This window comes from Pseudomonas sp. KB_15 (genome assembly GCF_052114525.1).
In the GTDB taxonomy this organism is placed as follows: Bacteria; Pseudomonadota; Gammaproteobacteria; order Pseudomonadales; family Pseudomonadaceae; genus Aquipseudomonas.
Map to the genome: position 1 here is coordinate 1 of NZ_JBFREX010000108.1, position 704 is coordinate 704.

1 protein-coding gene is annotated in these 704 nt (G+C 70.0%); it reads left to right on the plus strand.

Annotation, left to right across the window (positions count from 1 at the left end):
* Positions 1-704 (plus strand): FAD-dependent oxidoreductase (locus AB4Z35_RS29905; protein ID WP_442101144.1); only part of this gene is annotated, 704 nt, incomplete at both ends.

Here is a 704-nt window from a genome sequence, read left to right on the forward strand (position 1 = left end):
GACTTGAAGGTCAAGGTGGGCGACAAGGTGGCCAAGGGCACGGTGATCTGCACCGTGGAAGCCGGCGCCGCTGCTGCCGCTGCCCCGACACCTGCCGCCGCTCCCGCACCGGCTGCTGCCCCCGCTGCCGCCGCTGCACCGAAGGCCGCTCCGGCCCCGGCGCCGGCCGCCGCCACGCATGCGGGCAGCGCCGACATCCAGTGCGACATGCTCGTGCTCGGCGCCGGCCCCGGCGGCTACTCGGCCGCGTTCCGCTCGGCGGACCTCGGCATGAACACCGTGCTGGTGGAGCGCTACGGCTCGCTCGGCGGCGTCTGCCTGAACGTGGGCTGCATCCCGTCGAAGGCGCTGCTGCACAACGTGGCCGTGATCGACGAAGCCAAGGCGCTGGCCGCGCACGGCATCCTGTTCGGCGAAGCCAAGATCGACCTGGACGGCCTGCGCCACTACAAGGAAACCGTGGTCGGCAAGCTGACCGGCGGCCTGGCCGGCATGGCCAAGGCCCCGACCGGCAAGAAGACGGTGATCCGCTTCGAGAAGGCGATCATTGCCGCCGGCAGCCAGGCTGTGAAGCTGCCGTTCGTGCCGGAGGACCCGCGCATTGTCGATTCGACTGGCGCGCTGGAACTGCCGGACATCCCCAACAAGATGCTGGTGATTGGCGGCGGCATCATCGGGCTGGAAATGGCCACGGTGTACAGCAC